The following is a 16,515-nucleotide window of genomic DNA, read 5'->3' as shown; positions in this document are numbered from 1 at the left end:
CAGCTAAGCTTCCAGGCGAAGTAGTTTGCTGTGCTTTTATCAATAGAATACCCATCTGCCTTCACGCACGAAGGAGGCCAACTGTAGCTCCACCTACCACAACTTTTCCCTTACGTTCCCCCTAGCCTTTCTACCTTTGCGCCAGAAATCGGAAGCAGATTCCAAGTCATCGGCTGCCTGAGCTTCGGCTTGTGGCAGTAGCCGCTTAGCGGCGCCGGCGCTCATCTGCTATTATCCTAGCCTCTTTTCTGTGCAACAACTCGAAAATAGCATCAAAGCGGCGCTCAGCGCGGCTATCCAGCAAGTATTCAGCGCCCAGGTGCCGGCCGAACAGCTCACCTTGCAGCCCACCCGCAAAGATTTCGCGGGCTCTTTCACCCTTGTTACGTTCCCGCTGACCAAAGCGCTAGGCAAAGGCCCGGAGCAGATCGGGCAGGCGCTGGGCGAATGGCTAACGGCCAACGAAGCGCGCGTAAGCGGCTTCAACGTGGTGAAAGGCTTCCTGAACCTGGAAATTGCCGATAGCGAGTGGGTGCGCCTCTTCACCGAACTCAGTCAGCGCCCCGACAACGCGCCCGTGCCCACCGGCGGCCCGCAGCAAGTAGTGGTTGAGTATTCTTCGCCCAACACCAATAAGCCGCTGCACCTAGGTCACTTGCGCAACAACTTCCTGGGCTACTCGGTGGCCGAGATTTTGAAGGCAACGGGCGCTACCGTCACGAAGGCGAACTTGGTGAATGACCGCGGCATCCATATCTGTAAGTCGATGCTGGCGTACCAGCAATACGGGCAAGGTGAGACGCCGCAGGAAGCCGGTATTAAGGGCGACCACCTCATCGGCAAATACTACGTGTTGTTTGAGAAGCACTACCGCGAGCAGGTGCGCCAGCTCGAAGCCGAAGGCGTAGCTTCTGATATAGCCAAACGCCAGGCACCCATGATGTTGGAAGCCCAAGACATGCTACGCGCCTGGGAGGCCGGCGACGAGGAAGTGGTAAGCCTCTGGCGCCAAATGAACGGCTGGGTGTACGAAGGCTTCGACGAAACCTACGCCACCATTGGCGTCGATTTCGACAAGATGTACTACGAATCGGAAACCTACCTGCTGGGCAAGGAACGGGTGGAAGAGGGCCTGCAAAAAGGCGTGTTCTTCCGCAAAGACGATGGTTCGGTGTGGGTTGATCTGAAGGAAGAAGGCCTCGACGAGAAGCTGTTGCTCCGCGCCGACGGCACAAGCGTGTACATAACGCAAGACCTAGGTACGGCCGAGCTGAAGTATCAGGATTTCGGCTACGACCTGTCCGTCTACGTCATTGCCGACGAGCAGAACTACCACATGCAGGTGCTGAAGGCAGTGCTTAAAAAGCTAGGTAAGCCCTACGCCGACGCCATCTATCACCTCAGCTACGGCATGGTCGATCTGCCCTCGGGCAAAATGAAAAGCCGCGAAGGCACCGTAGTTGATGCCGATGAACTGGTGCAGGAAGTGACCGAAGCCGCAAAAGAGGTGACCTTGCAAAAAGGCCGGCTTGAAGGCATGACTGAAGCTGAGAAAAACCGCCTCTTCCATATGCTGGGTATGGGTGCATTAAAGTATTACTTGCTGAAGGTTGACCCCAAGAAGCGCATGCTCTTCAACCCAGAAGAATCGGTAAAACTAGAAGGAGATACGGGGCCATTTATCCAGTACTCGCACGCTCGGATTAGTTCATTGCGGCAAAAAGCGGCTACAATGAATGTTGGCGAGAACATACCGGAGCAAGTTGGAGTGCTGCACGAAGTAGAGCGTGAACTCATTCAATTGGTAGCTAGATACCCGGATGCTGTAAGTGAGGCTGCCAAGGCATATTCGCCTGCCCTTATTGCGCAGTACGCTTATGATCTGGCGAAAACCTACAATCGCTTCTGGAACGAAGTGCCTGTGTTGCAAGATCCCGACGAAGCAAAACGCAGCTTCCGTGTGGCGCTGTCGGCTCAAACTGGCCGCTTTATCAAAGCATCCATGCTGCTGCTAGGTATCGACGTACCCGAGCGGATGTAAAAACCCGTCTGCCATCCTGAGCTTGCATTCTGTGCATTAAGCGGAATGTAAGCTCAGGATGACAAGTGATTTTAAGATGCTTAGAGCAATAGAATAAAAGCACCGAATGAAAAGTGTAGCAGTGTATTGTGGTGCCAGCGTAGGCAACAACGATATCTATCGTCAGCAGGCAGAAGCTATGGGCCAAGCCCTAGCCGAGCGCGGCATGACGCTCGTATTTGGTGGTGGCCGCGTGGGCCTGATGGGCGCCGTTGCCGACGGCGTACTGCGCCACGGCGGTAAGGCCATTGGCGTTATTCCTGATTTCCTGGCCAATAAAGAGCTGGCGCACCTAGGCCTGACGGAACTGCACGTCGTCAAATCCATGCACGAGCGCAAGCTGATGATGGCTGACTTGGCTGAAGGCTTCGTGGCGATGCCTGGCGGCTACGGCACCTTGGAAGAGCTGTTTGAGGTGCTGACTTGGGGCCAACTCGGCTTACATCCAAAGCCAGTGGCGGTGCTCAACGTGAATGGCTACTACAACCACTTGCTCGCGGCCCTGGATACCATGCAGCAGGAAGGCTTGCTGCGCCGGGAGAACCGCACCCAACTGCTGGAAGATGAAATGCCCAACGGCATCCTCGACAAAATGCTGGCTTACCGTCCGATAGCCGTCGAAAAATGGCTGTCACCACCCACTACGTAAGCCGATAACGCAAACCAGTTTAAGCTGAGAAATCGTACCTTCCGGTGTCGAAAACATTCGGCTACGGGTTGCGGTTAGCCCGGTACAAAACCCCCTCCATATGAAAGCCTCTTTCCTGTTTATGCTAGGCACTCTAGGTGCCATCAGCCTCTCTTCCAGTACGTTCGTAACGCAACCTACTATGGCTACCACCGAAACTGCGCCCCGTGCCGCCACCGGCACCGTGTACGACTTCACCGTGAAAACCATCGACGGCAAAGACGTGAAGCTGAGCAAGTACAAAGGCAAGAAACTGCTGATCGTGAACACGGCCTCCAAGTGCGGTTTCACGCCGCAGTATAAGGAACTGGAGGAACTGTCTAAGAAGTACGGCGACAAGGTGACGGTGCTCGGTTTTCCGTCCAATAGCTTCAACCAGGAGCTAGCTTCCAACACGGAAGTAGCTGCTTTCTGCGAGAAGAACTATGGCGTGACGTTCCCGCTGTTCAGCACGGTTGCCGTGAAGGGCGACGATGCCGATCCGCTGTACAAGTTCTTGGCCGACAAGCAGAAAAATGGCGCCGTAGCCGATGCGCCCACCTGGAATTTCTGCAAGTATCTCGTGGATGAGAAAGGCCACGTTGTAGCATTCTATCCTTCGAAAGTGAAGCCGCTGAGCGACGAGCTGGTGGCGGCCATCACGAAGTAAACCTAGGTTTTCGCAGGTCCGTTTTTAGTCAGAACGTCATGCTGACGCAGGAAGCATCTCGCATGCAATGGTAAACCCTAACAATTGGAGTTACTATTGCACGCGAGATGCTTCCTGCGTCAGCATGACGTTCTTTTTTGGGGCTGTATTTCTGTTATGCCTTTTCTCTTATGTCTACGATAACTCCCGCTCCGAGCCCGGTAAAGGCTTGGATCTCCGCTTTTCGGCCGCGCACATTGCCCTTGGCGCTGGCCAGCATCTTCACCGGTGGCTTTCTGGCCGCTGCTGCTGGTCGCTTCAACGGCTTGGTGCTAGGTCTCGCCGTCCTGACGACCATACTGCTGCAAATCCTGAGTAACCTCGCCAACGACTACGGCGACTCCCAAAACGGCGCCGACAGTGTACACCGCGAAGGTCCGCAGCGCGCTGTGCAGAGCGGCGCCATCACGCCCGCCCAGATGAAGCGCGGGATGGGTGTTTTTGGCTTCCTAGCTTTAGTAGCTGGCTTGGCGCTGCTTTGGGTGGCCCTAGGTACGGCCGGCGCCTGGGTTTTTGGCGCTTTCTTCGTACTAGGTCTGTCGGCCATTTGGGCGGCGATAAACTACACGGCAGGTTCCAAACCCTACGGCTACGCGGGCCTCGGCGATGTGTCGGTGTTTATCTTCTTCGGGATGGTGGGCGTGTGCGGCACCTATTTTCTGCAAACCCGCGAACTACCCCTAGCTGTATTGCTGCCCGCCGCCGCGCTCGGTTGCTTTGCTACTGCCGTGCTGAACGTCAACAACATCCGCGACATCCGCTCCGATGAGCTAGCCGGCAAAATCACGATTCCGGTGCGGCTAGGTCCGGCCCGCGCTCGGCGCTACCACTGGCTGCTGCTGATGCTAGGTTTCGGTTGCGCCGTGGTATACGTGGCGCTTACCTATCATTCGCCGTGGCAATGGCTGTTTGTGCTCTCCGCGCCGCTGCTGCTGCGCAATGGTTTGCAGGTATGGCAACGCCAGGAGTCGATGCAGCTTGATCCGCTATTGAAGCAAATGGCGCTGACGACGCTGGTATTTACGGTGCTGTTCGGGGTGGGGCAGGTGGTGTAACAAGAAATTAGACGCCTTCAAATACTTCTTCCCAAGGCACATGGAAGCCCGGTAGCGTGTGCACCGGAATAAGGCCGGGCATATAGAACTCGCCATGTTGCTGATAGCGGCCTTCCTCCAGCATGTAGGTAGCGATGCTCTTTTCACCCGGAAATACAATCCAGTATTCCTGCACCTTGTTTTCCTCGTAGAGGTCAAATTTGGCCTTCGTATCGTGACTGGCAGTGCCGGGAGAAATGATTTCAATAATCCAATCTGGGGCTCCCAGGCAACCTTTCTCATCTAGCTTAGCCGGGTCACAGATAACGCAAATATCTGGTTGCACAACCGTTTCAGTAGTCGCATCACCATTCGGAGTGCTCTTGCTGAGCCGCACGTCGAAGGGCGCGTGATACATTTTGCAGGTTTTCCCACGCAGAAATTGCATAATGGAAAACTCTAGGTTACGCGTAATGTCCTGATGAACCCGCTTGGGGGCCGGGCTCATTCGGTGTACTCTGCCTCTTATGAGTTCAACCCATTCATCCAATTGCCACGTCAGGTAGTCGGCGTATGTATAGCGCTTATTCAGGTCGAGTTGGGAGATGTGCGTAATGGGCGGCATACAACAGCGAAATAGTAGGTAAGGAAAGATACGGGAAGAAGTCGTAACAGATTGTTTGCAGCAGACCTAGCACACAAGAATGCATGAAGAAGCATATAAAAAGCCCCTGCTACTCTCATAACAGGGGCTTTTTCATGATTCGAATCGTTACTCAGCGCTTGGTGCGGCTGGTGCAGCACTCACCGCATCGGCAGCGCCGCCTTCGACCCTAGGTCCGCGGCCACCCCGATTGCGGCCGCCGCGCTTGCGCCGGCGCTGGCCTTCCTTTTGTTCGTCTCCTTCGGCGCGGGGCTCACGAGTAGCTTCGCCTTCCGGGCGTGGTGCGCGCGGTGGGCGAGGAGCACGCGGCTCCTGCGCCACCGGAGCGGCGCCTGCTTCGGTGGTGGCTGTACCATTTTCAGGTGCAGCCGCAACTGCCGGACGTTCTTCGCGACGCGGTCCACGACCACCCTCCCGGCGACGCTCACCGCTTCCTTCACCGCGGGGCTTGTCACCTTCGCGGCGGGGCGGACGACCACTGCGGTCGGAGCTGCCGCTGCGTCCGTCGCGGCCGCCGATTTTGCCACGCAAGCCGCTGAAGCGCTTCGGGTCAAACTCGGGTGCCGGACCTAGGCCTAGCTCTTCGGTGATGTTGATCTTTTCAATCTCGCGCTCAATCAGCTTCTCGATCTTCACCACGCGGTCCTGGTCCTGGTCGCTGATGAAGGTGATGGCCGTGCCGGTAGTCGCGGCGCGGGCCGTGCGGCCAATGCGGTGCACGTAGTCCTCGGCGGCGCGGGGAATATCGTAGTTCACCACGTGGCTCAGCGAGTCGATATCAATGCCGCGGCTCAGCACGTCGGTAGCGACCAGAATCGGGAATTGCTTGTTTTTGAACTCCCGCATGATCTTCTCCCGCTCTTCCTGCGTGCGGTCGGAGGAGATGCCCTGGGCCACATAACCTAGCTTGTTAATGGCCCGCACAATACCGCCGACGGCCGCTTTTTGCGAGGTAAACAGCACCATGCTCTGCACGTTCTGGCTTTTGAGCAGGTGCTCCAGCAAGTAGATCTTCTGGCGGTCGAACGCCATGTAGAACTGCTGGTTGATGCCTTCTGCCGGCTTCGATACCGCCAGACGAATCTCCTCCGGCTGGTTCAGCAGCTGCTTCGAAAACTCCTTGATCTTGTTGGGCATGGTCGCCGAAAACAGCAGCGTCTGGCGCTCTTTCGGCAAGTGGCGCACGATGCTCAGAATGTCATCCGAGAAGCCCATGTCCATCATCTTGTCGGCTTCATCCAGCACCAAGTAGTTGAGCTTGTCGAAGTTGACGTAGCCCATCTGCATGTGCGCAATGAGGCGACCGGGTGTGGCGATGATGATGTCGGCGCCGCCGGTAAGGGCGCGCTTCTGCTGCTCCCAGCCTTCGCTTTTACCGCCACCGTAGATGGCAATGCTGCTGGCTTCCACGAAGTAGCCGAAGCCGGTTACCTGCTCGTCGATCTGGGTAGCCAGCTCGCGCGTGGGCACCAGAATCAGCGTACTGGTGTGCTCATGCTTGCCGTGCGAGATTTTATCAAGCAGCGGAATGAGGTACGCCGCCGTTTTGCCGGTGCCGGTTTGGGCACAGGCAATCAGGTCTTTACCCTCGATGATTTTGGGAATGGCCTGCTCCTGAATGGGCGTGGCCTGTAGGTAGTTCATGGCGTCCACGCCGGCCAGCAGGTCGTCGTGGAGGTTAAAGTCGTGAAACGTCAAAGTTCAGCGAATTACTAGTGAATAAATGGCTGACCCTGCGTTTCCGGTCAGCAAACCGCGTAATGGTAATGTAGTAAAGGTAAGTATTTTCAGACGGTACGGCTGAGTTGCCGATAAGCTAGGCTGTTGGCAGGCTATCGGGCTGTAGGAGCGCGCCACGGCGCGTTCGGTGCCCGCGCCGCGTAGAGGCTAGATTATGCTCCACCAAATTGTTCAACGCCGAACGCGCCGTGGCGCGTTCCTACAGCAATCTACCGGAAAGCGAATCTAGCTCTTACCCTAAGAACGCCCAATCGCCTGCGTTTTGTTCAAGAAGCGCGATTTGCCATAGAATGTGCTCTTCCTGAATCGGGTAAGGAACGTCGTTGCGCAACGTTTGGTACACAGCCTCAAACAGATGCGTATAGTCGCCCTTCAGTGAAGGTACTTTCGTGGTCGTTTTCTCGTCTTCGGCGCCCACCACGGTCAGCACGCCCTCGCTGCCGGGCGCTTCCAAGCCGTATTCGGCAGCCGTGGGCGACATGGCTTGCTGAAGCTGGGGCTCCTGCACATCAACGCGGCCCTTCTGGAAGCTGCCCGTGGTGCCGTGCAGCACGAATGCCGGCAGCGGATTAGCCACCAGTAAGCCGCTGGTAACGAAGACGTTTAGTTCATTTGGGTACTGTAAGTGAATCGTGAAGTAGTCGTCTACTTTGGTGTTGGTGCGGTAGCGGCCGGTGGTTTTGTGGCTACGCAGCGGCTTGCCAAACAAGCTGATTACCTGATCCAGCAGGTGCGGACCTAGATCGTACACGATGCCGCTGGCGGGCACGGGCGTTTCCTTGAAGGGCTTGGGGTTGAGCGCCGTCTTGTAGCGGTCGTAGCGGAAGTGAACTTCGATGAGCTGCCCGAGCTGCCCGCTGTTGATGACTTGCTGCACGGCCTGGAAGTCACTGTCCCAGCGGCGGTTCTGGTACACAAACACCTGCTTGCCCATATGCCGACCTAGGTCGAACAGCGTTTGGGCTTCGGCTAACGATGCCGTCATGGGCTTTTCCACCAACACGTGCTTGCCCGCTTGCAACACTTGCTGGGTCAGCTCAAAGTGGGTGTTGCTGGGCGTGTTCACGATGACCAGCTCAATTTCAGGATCGGCGAGCAGGGCCTCCACGCTGTCGTAGCTGATGACGCCGGGGTAATCCTGCGCGGCTTGTTTGTGGTGGCGCTCCACCACGGCCCGAAAGTCGAAGCCGGGGTGAGTAGCCACAAAAGGCGCGTGAAATACTTTGCCCGACATTCCGTAGGCGAGCAGGCCGGTTTTGATTGCGTTTGTCATAGTCAAAGAAATGCGCCGTCCGGCGAATAATCGGTATGCGCGCTAACTTATCTTAAAGTTGCTTTGCTTTTGCAAGTCCATGGCTTTTCGTTGGGTTAAGTGGGCGTCTGACCTGGCTTGGTTACGGGTTAGGATAGAAGCGCAAAAGGCACCGGGCGCAACACCTACTTCTCCGCGTTCCGTAAGGATAGTTTCTGCTGATTGGTAATCAATCTGATTTGCTCACCTGGTCGCTCTGGCTTGGCGCGGCCACTTGCTCCATCGTCATATGGATAAAACGCCTCCCAAAGTGTCGCCTGCTGCGTTGATACCCAGCACGCCTGACGCTGCCTCTTTGCTCATTCCGTCTGCTGCGCCTGCCGCCAATGTGCCCGCCGAAGCTAGCCCTGAAGTGCCCTTGTCATCTTCTAGCTCAGCTGTTTCAAAACCCGAAGACCGCTTCGATAAGATACTGAAAGGCTTGACGCAAAAAGCGACGGCCAAACAAGTTGTTTATCGCAACGTGCAGGCGGCTTTTGCCTTGCTACGGCAGGTTACGCAGACGTTGGTGGCGGAGCTAAGCCGGGAGCTAGGTCCTGTTGACCCAAGCGTAATAATTGAGTACCGGCCGGTGAATGAGATGGAGTTTCATATCAAGTTTTACGGCGATCTGCTCATGTTCGTGCTGCACTCCAACATCGTCACCTTACCCAATGACTATGGGCCCATGTCGTCGGATTACGTGAAGGCCGATTTTCGACGCCGTTTTTTCGGCCATATAATGGTCTATAACTTCATGGCCGACAGCATCAAGTACCAGCGCTTGGACGACCAAGGCTACTTAGTCGGATTGCTGCTGGTCGACATCGAAAATCATTATTACCTAGATGGGGTACAGCAACTTGAGCTACCTGCGCAAGACATCGCCACAGACCTAGTCACGGCAGAGACAATGCGCCTGTTGGTAGAAAGCGCGATGATTGCCGCCGTCAACAACGACTTGCTGGCGCAACCTATAGAAGATCTTGAGAAGATTACCCTAAAGCAAAAGTTAGAGAATCAGCAGGTTTGCCATCCTAAGAAGGTCGGCTTCAGCTTCGCCCGCGACCAGGCTTGAATCATAGATTCGGTCGGCTTGTCTGAACCACGGATTCAACGGATTAGTCGGATTACACGGATTTTGTAGACAATTTTCTTCGGCTCCTGTATAATCCTAGTTAGAGCTTAAAACAGAAAAGCCTTTCCACTGCTGGAAAGGCTTTTCTGCTGAACAGGACCTAGGTTATCAATCGTCCACAAAATCGGTGTAATCCGAAAGATCCGACCGAATCCGTGGTTCAGACTTACCGTGGCAAGTATCCGACCTTCTCGCGCACTTTGTTGATTATGGTTGAGCCATACGCTTGTGCTTTGCGGGCGCCTTCGGCTAGGCGAGCGTCGATTTCGGCCGGATGCTTCATGTAGAAGTTGAACTGCTCACGCTCGGTGGCGAAACGGTTCATAATCACGTCGTACAGCTCCTTCTTGGCGTGGCCGTAGCCGTAGCCGCCGGCCAGGTAGCGCTGGCGCATTTCCTCCGTCTGCGCCGGAGTAGCCAGCAGCGAGTACAGCTTGAAGGTCGTGTCGTTGTCGGGGTCTTTCGGGTCCTCCAGGGGTGTGCTGTCCGACACAATGCTGCGGATGGTTTTGAGCAGGGTCTTCTCATCAGCGAAGATGTCGATGATGTTGCCGTAGCTTTTGCTCATCTTCTGCCCATCGAGGCCCGGAATGGTCATCAGCTCGGCATCCACGCGGGCCTGGGGCAGCACGAAGGTTTCGCCGTAGCGGTTGTTGAAGGCAGAAGCAATGTCGCGGGCAATTTCCAGGTGCTGAATCTGGTCTTTGCCCACAGGCACTATCTCTGCATCGTAGAGCAGAATGTCGGCGGCCATGAGCACCGGATAAGTGAAGAGGCCCGCATTTACGTCGGATAGCCGGTCGCTCTTATCCTTGAAGGAGTGCGCATTAGCTAGCATCGGATACGGCGTGAAGCAGCTCAAATACCACGTCAACTCCGTCACCTGCGGCACGTCTGATTGCCGGTAGAACATGTTCTTCTCTGTGTCGAAGCCGCAGGCTAGCCACGAGGCGGCTACTGCGTAGGTGTTCTGGCGCAATGTCTCGGCATCACGAATTTGAGTGAGCGAGTGCAGATCAGCAATAAACAGCAGCGACTCATTGGTGCTGCTTTTCGACAGTTCGATGGCGGGCAGAATGGCGCCTAACAAGTTACCTAGGTGCGGGCGGCCGGTGCTCTGGATGCCGGTGAGAATGCGGGACATTATGAAAGACTAGAAATTGGACGCAGTTGTCGGTGCAAAGGGCTGACCAGTGTTAAGCGCGTGAATAAAGTCAGCCAAGTGCTTAACAGAAACACGCTTTTTGATTAGCAGCAAAGTTAAGTCAGGTCTTGATTTTACATAAGGCATTAAGGCATCAAGAAATTTCTGACCATTGCCACTTATACCGGCTGAAGGTAGTGAAACTGGTTCTGACTCGTCGGCTCTCTGTAGCAAATACACCGCCTTTGTCGATGAACCACTGTAAGACATTCCTCCTCCTGCGTTCATCATAGGTGCGCCTGCAACAATAGTTGCATAGCGCATGAGCTTCACCTGACCACTATCTAATAGTTCGACTAGAGTGGGTTTAGCAGTTTTATCGCCTTGGAAGAGGGTAGTAGCCGGTAGAGGGAAGCCACTAGCTGGCATATAACGTTTACTACTTGCCGTTTTGACGTAGTAGACCTCTTCCGGTTTGAAACGCTTCACGTTGCCTTGCTCATCTTTGGTAATGAGCTCATCTAAGCGGACCTTTAATTTACCTTTGTAGACTGAGAGGCGGTTATCACTCAATTGATAATAGCCGGGTTTAAAAGAGTCAAGAATAATTTGAGCCTGGGTGAGCTGGGGCAATAATACAACCAAGCTGGAAAGGAAAAACTTGCGCATAGAGATTAATAAATGTGTATTTATTTACACACTCAAATCCTTTGCCGCTTCCTGCTGCAATTCCAGCGTATCATCCTTGCCTAGGTACCGGTCGATGATGGCGTGGGCTAGGTATAGCACCGGCGTTAGCAGAATAGCAGCGGCAAATTTATACCAGTAGTTGAAAGTAGCTACGCTGATTACCTGCGCCAGCGGCCAATTGCCGAATACGTAGAAGGCCACAAACAGCACCACAAAGCTATCCACGAGCTGCGAAATGAGCGTGGAGCCCGTGGCGCGCAGCCAGATGTAGCGTCCGCCCGTAGCGCGGCGAAGCCCCTGAAACACTGAGGCATCCAGCACCTGCCCGATGATGAAAGCCGTTATCGAACCTACGATGATACCTAGGCCTTGGCGAAAGATGCTCTGGTAAGCAAACTCAATGTTGAAGGGTCGGCCCTGCGGATCGGTCTTATTCACCTCGAGCCAGAAGGCGGCAGGAGGCAGCTTGGTAGTGGCCAGAATAACGAGGAAGGCATACAGAATAAGCCCGACCGTGAGGTAGCTCACGCGCAGCACTCCGGCCCGGCCAAAGTACTCGTTGATGATGTCGGTGGTGACGAACACGACCGGCCAGATGATGACGCCCGCCGTGAGGTCGCCGGGCAAACCTAGCAGCGCCGTGACAGAAAAAATCTTAACACCAATGATTTCCGCGAGCAGCGCATTCACCAGGAAAATCCCGCTGAGCACGAGGTAGAGCTGCTGTTTTTTGTGGGCGAAGGTTTTCAAATCAGTAGGAACGCACCATGGCGCGTTCAATCGTTGAACAGTAGGTGTTGAACCGGAATCCCTGCTTATGGTTGCACAGTTGATGCAGACGAGAACGCGCCGTGGCGCGTCCCTACAGTTGCTCCGGCAAACTTACCGTTTTGCCTTCAGTAGCTAGCTCCACCCAATCAAATACGGCTTGCGCTTCGCGTAGCAGCGGTTCTAAGTCGCGGTAGCGCGAGGAAAAATGGCCAATCAGGAGGCGGTGCGCGTTGGCGCGGCGCGCAAAGAGGGCTGCTTGCCGGGCAGTGGAGTGGTGCGTGGTGGCGGCCCGCTCGCGCATATCGTCGAGGAAGGTCGCCTCGTGGTAGAGCAGGTCCACGTCCTTCACCAGCTCGGCATTGCTTTCGGTGTACAGCGTATCGGCGCAATACGCGTAACTGCGCGAATGATTGGGTGCGGTGGTCACGTCGGCGTTGTGCACCAAGATATTACCGTCTGCATCGCGCACATCTTCGCCGTGGGTGAGGGCGGTTAGCTGCGCTGGCGTTAGGCCTGCGGGTAGTTTGGTTTTATCGAGGTGGCGGCGCTTGGGCTTCTCCCTGAACAAGTAGCCGCAGCAGGCAATGCGGTGCCGCATGGGCAGCGTATGCACCGTCAGGTGGCGGTCTTCGTACACCTGCGCGAAAGCCGTGGTATCAACGGCCGTAAACTCCAGGTTAAAGGTGAGCTGGGTGTTTGAGACGCGAAATTGCGTAGTTAGCACCTCATCGAGGCCGGCTGGCCCGAAGAGCCGGAGCGGCTCGGTACGGCCGTGCAGGTGCATGGTCGAAAGCAGCCCAAACAAGCCAAAAAAATGGTCGCCGTGTAGGTGCGAAATGAAGATGGAGCCGATGCGCTGTGGACGAAATTTGTGCTCCATCAGCCGGTTCTGAGTGCCCTCGCCGCAATCAATCAGGTACGCCTGATTGTCGACGGTGAGTATCTGCGCCGTGTGGTGGCGGTTCAGATAAGGCGTAGCCGAGGCGCTACCCAGAATTTTCAGCTCGAACTCCAAGAGTAAATAAGTAAAGGGTTAAATGGCTGACTGTTGAACGGCTAAACAGGAGAATGGTTAAATGGCTGATTGTTAATTACTATATGGTTGAAGGTTGAATTTTTAATCAACCATATAGTAATCAACAATCAGCCATTTAACTATCCGACACAAAAAAGCTGCTGACCGTGGGTTGCCAGCCAGGAAGCTAACAACGAACAGTCAACAGCTAACAGCTCTTAAAACCTTATTCCTTGCTCGTGAGGTCACGCTCGATGGCGTGCAGGAAAATGCGGTCGATGCCTTCTTCTACCGTAGGCAGGATGTGCAGTACCGATTCGAGCTTAGATATGGTGATGAGCTTCATCACGTGGTCTTGGAGGCCGGTGAGTACCAGCAGGCCACCCGTTGAATTGCACAAACGGTTGGCGATGAGAATGGAGCTAAGGCCCGAAGAATCCGTGTACTTAACGTTAGCCAGGTCCAGGATCAGATTATTGATTCCTTCGGCGTTCAACTTCACAAACTCCGATTTCAGATCAGGCGCAACAGTGGTGTCGAGCTTCTTCTCATCAATCGTGATGATGGTGTAAGTGTCCTTTTTATCAATCGAGTACTTCATGCCGGCGAAATTCGGTGGTTAAGAGAGTTGCGAAGGTAACAAAAAAAGTAATCGGGTGCAGAGGGCTGCCGACGACCCAGGCCGGGGGCAAGACCTAGGTTCAGCGCGGAACACGACTGGCAAAACCAAAAGTAAGTGACGACCATGTGCTTTGCCAGTCAGCCGTTTGCCGGTCGGCGGATGCAGTCATTCGCATGGTACTAACTAGGTAAGTGCCGGGCGTGGACAATCGAAACAGCACACGACCATTTTGGTTGGTATGCAATCTAATTATTTCTACATTTTTTTTCACATCCTGGTGCCAGACCTGCACCAGCGCCCCCGGCACCGGCCTCCCTTCGGCCAGCACGCGCAGCGTCAGAGAAGCACCAAGAGGAAGCGTGTACGGATTCTGCTCGGGCACCAGCTCCAGCGGCAAGCCCGCTACGTGATTGAACGCCTGACCTAGCCCGGTGGAGGCCCCGACCTGCACCAGCGTCTTGGCGCAGCGGCGGTATGCCTCGCGGACTGGCTTATCAAGCTCGTTTCGCTCTTTTCTGATTAACAGGATATTACCTAGGTCTTGTGCTTTTAGGTAAAGATTGAACGAATCGGGGGGTAGCGTGAGAAGGGCGTTGTTGGTAGCCAGGGCCAGCAGGTGCGTACCGGGCTGCCGAAAGGCCACAGAAGCTAGGCCGGTGTCGCGCCGGGTTGTGGTGGGCAGTAGGTCCAGGGAGTCGGTGGGCATGTACTGCATGAAGCGGGTGAGGCGGTTGTTTTTGCCACGCCACCGCTCACCAGTGAAATTATTGCCTACCAGAATGGGCACTTGAATCTGTTCGCCAAGGGTCAAAAAAAAGCGTGGTGCCAGCCAGAACTCGCTTGCGCCCGCCGCGGTGATGCCGCAAACCAACAGGAGCAAAGAGAGCTTTAGACGGACGCTCACGCTGTAAACTTGGGAAAGTAGTATTAAGAAAAGATGAAGCTAGACGGGAGAAAGAATCCGTATTTCGCGCAGTGAAAATTAGTAGTTGTCACGCGCCCCCAAAGCTGCTAAATCAGGCGCCGTTTTGTCATTCCGAGTAGCGTGAGGAATCTAAGTTGATTAACCTAGGTCTCGACTCAGATTCCTCGCGCTGCTCGGAATGACAGTTTAGCTTCGCTCCAGAGCTAGCTCATAAGCGCGGTCGTAGTACTGGCGCAAGTTTTTCCAGTCGTACAGCTCGGAGGAGCTTTCCACGCGGTTGCGCTGGGCAATACGTTCGCGGCGGCTGAGCAGCACAAAGTTCCAGAGCATGTTGGTCAGCTCTTCGGCCGCTTCATCGAAGGTTTTCTCCTGGCGCTGCACCACGTAAATGCCTTTGTCTTCGTGGTCGGTGACGTGCTGCACCACGTAGTCGCCGAAGCCGGAGAGGTCGGAGGTGATAGCCGGCACGCCGCGGGCCACGCACTCCAGTGGGGTGTAGCCCCAGGGCTCGTAGTAGCTCGGGAAGATACCTAGGTGGCAGCCCCGCACAAACTGCCCGTACTCCATGCCAAACAGCGGCGAGGTAGGCGACACAAAATCAGGGTGATACACAATCTTGACCCGGTCGTGCTCATGGTTTATCATGTTGGCACGACGCAGGAAGTTTAGAATGTCGTCCTTCTGATCGTCGATCAGGTTGTGGGTGATGACGGACGGCAGTTGCGAGGTTTTCCAGGTTTGGAGCAGGCGGCGGTAGCGCAGCTTCCAGTAGTCGTCCACCATGCTGTCGAGGTCGGGCAGGCGGTGGTCGGTGCTGGAGGCGGCGGCGTACATTAGCCGCTCGCCCACCTGCTTCTGAATGGCGTTGCAAGTGTCGTGTACTTCGTCGAGGATGGCACGACTCTGCAACACCAATGGGTTGATGCTGGTGTAAGGCCGCTTCGTGATGAAGAACATCACCACTTGGCCTTCCAGACCACTTTGCTGCAAGCGGTAGTTCAGGCGGGCCAGCGCCTCCAAGGTCAGGTCGAAGCCCTTGTTGTGGTACTCGTAGCGCCCCGACGTGAACATGTAGATGGTCTTGTCCAGATCAAAGGAATAGCTCTGAAAGAAGTGCGCCATCACAAACTCGTGGATCTTGTCCTTGTACTGCTTGTGCAGAATCTGAAATTCGTGCAGGGCCACAAACCGCTCGATGTTTAGGCCGTTCGGCAGCACACAATCCGGGATCCGGTCGAGCAGGTAAATGCACTCACGCACCGTCAGCTCGCTCACCGTGGTGAACACATGCGAGCCGTGCGCAGCGGCCCGCTCGATGCGCACGGCTGTTTCGATGTTGAAATGCACGGCCTCCGCGGCCCAATCGACCTGCATGAGGTGGTCGTAGAAATTGGGGTCGTTCATGGCCAGGTAGCGACCTAGCAAGGTGGCGTGAGTCGTGAAAACGATGTGGGCCGGAATCTGCTCGCGGCGCATGTCCGGAATGGCGACGCCCGTCATCCACTCATGGAAGTGCGCAATGACGCGCTGCGGCGGCACCACCTCGTCGGTCAGGACCTTCATGAATATCTTGACCAGGTGCCCGAAGGCTTCGACCTGGTGCAGCAGATCGTCGTTGTCGGGGGTCGGGATGCCGTGCCGCAGCCAGAGTTCGGTTTTGATCTGACCTAGCTGCCCGTACGCCTGGAAGGGGTTGATGAGCACCACGCGCGGCCGCCCCGTAATCAGCCAAGTGCCGATGCACACGTCGTAGCCCATCTGCCGCATCTGCCGCACGGCATTGGCGAAGGGGTCGGTGAGCGTTTGCAGCTGGTAGTCGTCGAAGGCTTCGAATTCGCCCTGAGCTTGCTGCGAAAAGTAGGGGCCTAGCAAGCAGTAGCGCTCATCCCACCCCTGCACGGTAGCAGGTACTTTGGAGCGAATGACGGTGTAGATACCGCCGACCTGATTACAAACTTCCCAGGCTACTTCCACAAGCAGCGCGTCGGGGGCAACAATTTCGGGGGCAGAGGCAGGTGGTTGCAT

At 55.5% G+C, this 16,515-nt stretch carries 15 protein-coding genes; 5 read left to right on the top strand and 10 right to left on the bottom strand.

Annotation, left to right across the window (positions count from 1 at the left end; all coding sequences use genetic code 11):
• The first annotated feature begins 250 nt into the window (after positions 1-250).
• From argS to IEX74_RS20440, 4 genes are all read left to right on the top strand, one after another.
• A complete protein-coding gene (argS, locus tag IEX74_RS20455; protein WP_188815896.1) occupies positions 251-2,041 on the top strand; it encodes an arginine--tRNA ligase in 1,791 nt (596 codons plus the stop codon).
• A gap of 106 nt (positions 2,042-2,147) precedes the next feature.
• Positions 2,148-2,729 carry an LOG family protein gene (locus IEX74_RS20450; RefSeq protein ID WP_188815895.1) on the top strand — a complete coding sequence of 194 codons (582 nt, stop codon included), beginning with the start codon at positions 2,148-2,150 and terminating at the stop codon, positions 2,727-2,729.
• 100 nt (positions 2,730-2,829) lie between these two features.
• A complete protein-coding gene (locus IEX74_RS20445) occupies positions 2,830-3,417 on the top strand; it encodes a glutathione peroxidase (protein WP_188815894.1) in 588 nt (195 codons plus the stop codon).
• A gap of 170 nt (positions 3,418-3,587) precedes the next feature.
• The gene (locus IEX74_RS20440; protein ID WP_188815893.1) at positions 3,588-4,511 is read left to right on the top strand and encodes a 1,4-dihydroxy-2-naphthoate polyprenyltransferase; all 924 of its coding nucleotides are present in this window, start codon (positions 3,588-3,590) and stop codon (positions 4,509-4,511) included.
• A gap of 7 nt (positions 4,512-4,518) precedes the next feature.
• Here IEX74_RS20440 and IEX74_RS20435 read toward each other — a convergent pair whose 3' ends face one another.
• From IEX74_RS20435 to IEX74_RS20425, 3 genes are all read right to left on the bottom strand, one after another.
• A complete protein-coding gene (locus tag IEX74_RS20435) occupies positions 4,519-5,115 on the bottom strand; it encodes a Uma2 family endonuclease (RefSeq protein WP_188815892.1) in 597 nt (198 codons plus the stop codon).
• Between the two features lie 147 nt (positions 5,116-5,262).
• Complete coding sequence (locus IEX74_RS20430) at positions 5,263-6,798, bottom strand: DEAD/DEAH box helicase (RefSeq protein WP_188815920.1); 1,536 nt, start codon at positions 6,796-6,798, stop codon at positions 5,263-5,265.
• Between the two features lie 328 nt (positions 6,799-7,126).
• On the bottom strand, positions 7,127-8,167 hold the full coding sequence (locus tag IEX74_RS20425; RefSeq protein ID WP_188815891.1) for a Gfo/Idh/MocA family oxidoreductase: 1,041 nt from the start codon (positions 8,165-8,167) through the stop codon (positions 7,127-7,129).
• Between the two features lie 268 nt (positions 8,168-8,435).
• On the opposite strand from IEX74_RS20425, the gene IEX74_RS20420 reads away from it, so the two are divergent.
• Positions 8,436-9,263 (top strand): hypothetical protein, encoded by an 828-nt coding sequence (locus tag IEX74_RS20420; RefSeq protein WP_229755396.1) that lies wholly within the window; start codon positions 8,436-8,438, stop codon positions 9,261-9,263.
• A 226-nt stretch (positions 9,264-9,489) separates the two neighbouring features.
• Here IEX74_RS20420 and trpS read toward each other — a convergent pair whose 3' ends face one another.
• From trpS to IEX74_RS20385, 7 genes are all read right to left on the bottom strand, one after another.
• Positions 9,490-10,467, bottom strand: coding sequence for a tryptophan--tRNA ligase (gene trpS, locus IEX74_RS20415; RefSeq protein ID WP_188815890.1), 978 nt, complete (start codon positions 10,465-10,467; stop codon positions 9,490-9,492).
• A 9-nt stretch (positions 10,468-10,476) separates the two neighbouring features.
• Positions 10,477-11,136 carry a hypothetical protein gene (locus tag IEX74_RS20410; protein WP_188815889.1) on the bottom strand — a complete coding sequence of 220 codons (660 nt, stop codon included), beginning with the start codon at positions 11,134-11,136 and terminating at the stop codon, positions 10,477-10,479.
• Between the two features lie 24 nt (positions 11,137-11,160).
• Positions 11,161-11,907 carry a queuosine precursor transporter gene (locus IEX74_RS20405; RefSeq protein WP_188815888.1) on the bottom strand — a complete coding sequence of 249 codons (747 nt, stop codon included), beginning with the start codon at positions 11,905-11,907 and terminating at the stop codon, positions 11,161-11,163.
• A 112-nt stretch (positions 11,908-12,019) separates the two neighbouring features.
• On the bottom strand, positions 12,020-12,943 hold the full coding sequence (locus tag IEX74_RS20400) for a ribonuclease Z (protein ID WP_188815887.1): 924 nt from the start codon (positions 12,941-12,943) through the stop codon (positions 12,020-12,022).
• Between the two features lie 226 nt (positions 12,944-13,169).
• Entirely contained in the window at positions 13,170-13,544 is a 375-nt protein-coding gene (locus tag IEX74_RS20395) for an STAS domain-containing protein (RefSeq protein WP_086593833.1), read from the bottom strand.
• A 100-nt stretch (positions 13,545-13,644) separates the two neighbouring features.
• Positions 13,645-14,469 carry a DUF4198 domain-containing protein gene (locus tag IEX74_RS20390; protein WP_262892049.1) on the bottom strand — a complete coding sequence of 275 codons (825 nt, stop codon included), beginning with the start codon at positions 14,467-14,469 and terminating at the stop codon, positions 13,645-13,647.
• A 207-nt stretch (positions 14,470-14,676) separates the two neighbouring features.
• On the bottom strand, positions 14,677-16,515 hold the full coding sequence (locus tag IEX74_RS20385) for a glycosyltransferase (RefSeq protein ID WP_188815885.1): 1,839 nt from the start codon (positions 16,513-16,515) through the stop codon (positions 14,677-14,679).

It is taken from the genome of Hymenobacter cavernae, from assembly GCF_014641455.1.
Classification (GTDB): domain Bacteria; phylum Bacteroidota; class Bacteroidia; order Cytophagales; family Hymenobacteraceae; genus Hymenobacter; species Hymenobacter cavernae.
The sequence above is the reverse complement of the archived record's forward strand: the minus strand, read 5'-3'. Positions and strand labels throughout refer to the sequence as shown.